A 2940-nucleotide genomic window follows, 5' to 3' on the forward strand; every position below is an offset into this window, starting at 1 on the left:
TCTGAACAGCGCTTGCCGACATGGCAAAAGACATTCGGCTGGGCGTGCATTGCCCGCCCAGCCTGCCCGCGGCGGCATCCGCGTGCCTTTGCTAATAAGAAAGCGCACGAAAGTGCGGCGAATGCGCGATAAATACCTTCGATTTGCCTTGTAAATGGCCGTCAAACGCCTGCACACAGGGCGTATTGGTTGCGTTTATCCCGAAAAATGGCTAAAATCACGAAGTCGATGGGCATGGTGATTGTTTCGCCGCCCGGATGTGATCGCGGTACAGAAGGATGGGCGTTGCGCCCATTTTTTTTTGGGCTTTCGGTTCAGCATCTTGGGTAAGTGAATGCGCCGGCTCAAGGCGCGGTCCGCAGGTGTTCGGCGTGGAGCGCGCGAACATCTTGGAGTCTTTCACTGTGCAACTGACGGAAATCATCGAAACCACGGTCTCGGGCCTGGGCTACGAACTTGTTGAAATCGAGCGCGCGGGAGGCGGTTTGCTGCGTATCTCGATCGACCAGCCCGCCGGAATCGCGATTGAAGACTGTGAAAAAGTCACACGTCAGCTTCAGTATCTGTTCGAAGTGGAGAATATCGATTACTCGCGTCTTGAAGTCGGGTCGCCGGGTCTCGATCGTCCGCTCAAGAAATTGGCGGATTTCGAACGCTTCGCGGGCAGCGAAGCCACCATTACATTGAAGAAGCCGCTGGACGGGCGCAAGTCGTACCGGGGCATCCTGCATGCACCGAACGGCGAGTCGATCGGTTTGGAATTCGAAGGGAAGGACGGCGGCACTGCGATGCTCGATTTCACGCTCGCAGACCTCGATAAAGCACGTCTCGTCCCCAAAGTTGACTTTAGGAGCCGCAAACAATGAGTCGCGAAGTTTTGATGCTGGCGGATGCGCTGGCGCGCGAAAAGAACGTCAACAAGGACGTGGTGTACGCAGCGCTCGAAGCAGCGCTTGCTTCGGCAACGAAGAAGCTGTTCGAGGAAGATGTGGACATCCGCGTGGCGATCGACCGTGAGAGCGGCGAGCACGAGACGTTCCGCCGCTGGAAAGTGGTGCCGGACGAAGCGGGTCTTCAGGAGCCGGACCAGGAAATCCTGTTGTTCGAAGCGAAGGAAGAAAAGCCCGACGCGGAAATCGACGAGTACATCGAGCAACCCATTCCGTCCATCGAGTTCGGCCGGATTGGTGCCCAGGCTGCGAAGCAGGTGATTCTCCAGAAGGTTCGAGACGCCGAGCGCGAGCAGATCCTGAACGACTTCCTGGAACGCGGCGAAAAGATCATGACCGGCGCGGTCAAGCGTCTGGACAAGGGTAATTTCATCGTCGAATCGGGCCGTGTCGAAGCGTTGCTGCGCCGTGACCAGTTGATTCCCAAGGAAAACCTGCGGGTCGGCGACCGGGTTCGCGCTTATATCGCGAAGGTCGACCGCACCGCACGCGGCCCGCAGATCGAACTCTCGCGCACGGCGCCCGAGTTCCTGATGAAACTGTTCGAAATGGAAGTGCCGGAAATCGAGCAGGGCCTGCTCGAAATCAAGGCGGCTGCGCGCGATCCTGGCGTGCGTGCGAAAATCGGGGTGATCGCTTATGACAAGCGTATCGACCCGATCGGTACGTGCGTCGGAATTCGCGGTTCGCGGGTGCAGGCGGTGCGCAACGAGCTCGGTGGCGAGAACGTCGACATCGTGCTATGGTCGGAAGATCCCGCCCAGTTCGTGATCGGTGCTCTCGCGCCGGCTGCCGTACAGTCGATCGTCGTCGATGAAGAAAAACATTCGATGGACGTCGTCGTGGACGAGAATGAACTGGCGGTCGCCATTGGCCGTAGCGGCCAGAACGTGCGTCTTGCCAGCGAGCTGACCGGCTGGCAGATCAACATCATGACGCCGGACGAGTCCGCGCTGAAGCAGAACGAAGAGCGTGGCACGTTGCGCGGCCTGTTCATGGCGCGTCTCGACGTCGACGAGGAAGTCGCTGACATTCTCATCGACGAAGGCTTTACCAGCCTCGAAGAGATCGCCTATGTGCCGCTCAACGAAATGCTCGAAATCGAAGCCTTCGACGAAGACACCGTTCACGAACTGCGTAACCGCGCTCGTGACGCACTTCTGACAATGGCGATTGCGAATGAAGAGAAGGTCGAAGGCGTTGCGCTCGACCTGAAGAGCCTCGAAGGCATGACCGACGAGTTGTTTTCGAAGCTTGAAGAACATCAAGTCCGGACACGCGACGATCTCGCGGAGCTGGCTGTAGATGAGCTGGTCGAGATGACCAGTATTGAAGAGGATGCCGCTAAGGCGTTGATCATGAAAGCACGTGAACACTGGTTCCAGTGAGAAATGACCATGGCGCACTGATATATCGCGGCCGGCTGGCCGCATGACCCCGATCAAACAGCAGGGAATTTGTCCTTGCATCAAGAGGAATGAATGGCGAGTAACAACGTAGCCCAATTTGCCGCGGAACTCAAAATGCCTGCGGGCGTCCTGCTCGAGCAGTTGCAGGCGGCTGGCGTCACGAAAGCGAGCGAGGATGACGATTTGTCCGAGACGGACAAATCGCGCCTGCTCGAACACTTGCGCAAGTCGCACGGTTCCGCCGATGCCGACAAACGCAAGATCACTTTGACCCGCCGGCATACGTCGGAAATCAAACAGTCCGACTCTACGGGTAAAGCTCGCACCATTCAGGTCGAGGTCCGCAAGAAGCGCGTGTTCGTGCAGCGCGATCAGAGCGGTGCCGAACAGGTAGCCGAAGGTGCGAACCACGTCGAAGACGAAGTGGATGAAGCCGAATTGCAGCGTCGCGATGAAGAAGCGCGCCATGCTGCCGAGCTGCTTGAAAAAGAAGCGCTTGAACTGAAGGAACGCCAGGAGCGCTTCGAGCGCGAAGAGGCGGAGCGTGTTGCGCGCGAAGCGGCGGCAGAAGCCGAACGCCA

Annotated in this window: 3 protein-coding genes; all 3 read left to right on the top strand. The window is 58.2% G+C overall.

Annotation, left to right across the window (positions count from 1 at the left end):
* The first annotated feature begins 404 nt into the window (after positions 1–404).
* Complete coding sequence (gene rimP, locus ACRXB1_RS33875) at positions 405–866, top strand: ribosome maturation factor RimP (protein WP_449494516.1); 462 nt, start codon at positions 405–407, stop codon at positions 864–866.
* Positions 863–2338 carry a transcription termination factor NusA gene (gene nusA, locus ACRXB1_RS33880; RefSeq protein WP_061999640.1) on the top strand — a complete coding sequence of 492 codons (1476 nt, stop codon included), beginning with the start codon at positions 863–865 and terminating at the stop codon, positions 2336–2338. Before rimP ends, nusA begins: the two co-directional genes overlap by 4 nt.
* Positions 2339–2431: 93 nt before the next feature.
* Positions 2432–2940, top strand: a 509-nt coding sequence (locus ACRXB1_RS33885) for a translation initiation factor IF-2 associated domain-containing protein (protein ID WP_449494515.1), incomplete at its 3' end; no start/stop codon positions are given.

The organism is Caballeronia sp. M23-90 (assembly GCF_053574605.1).

Coding starts and splice junctions, on each gene's coding strand:
- nusA (WP_061999640.1), top strand. CDS start 863: ATGAGTCGCGAAGTTTTGATGCTGGCGGATGCGCTGGCGCGCGAAAAG.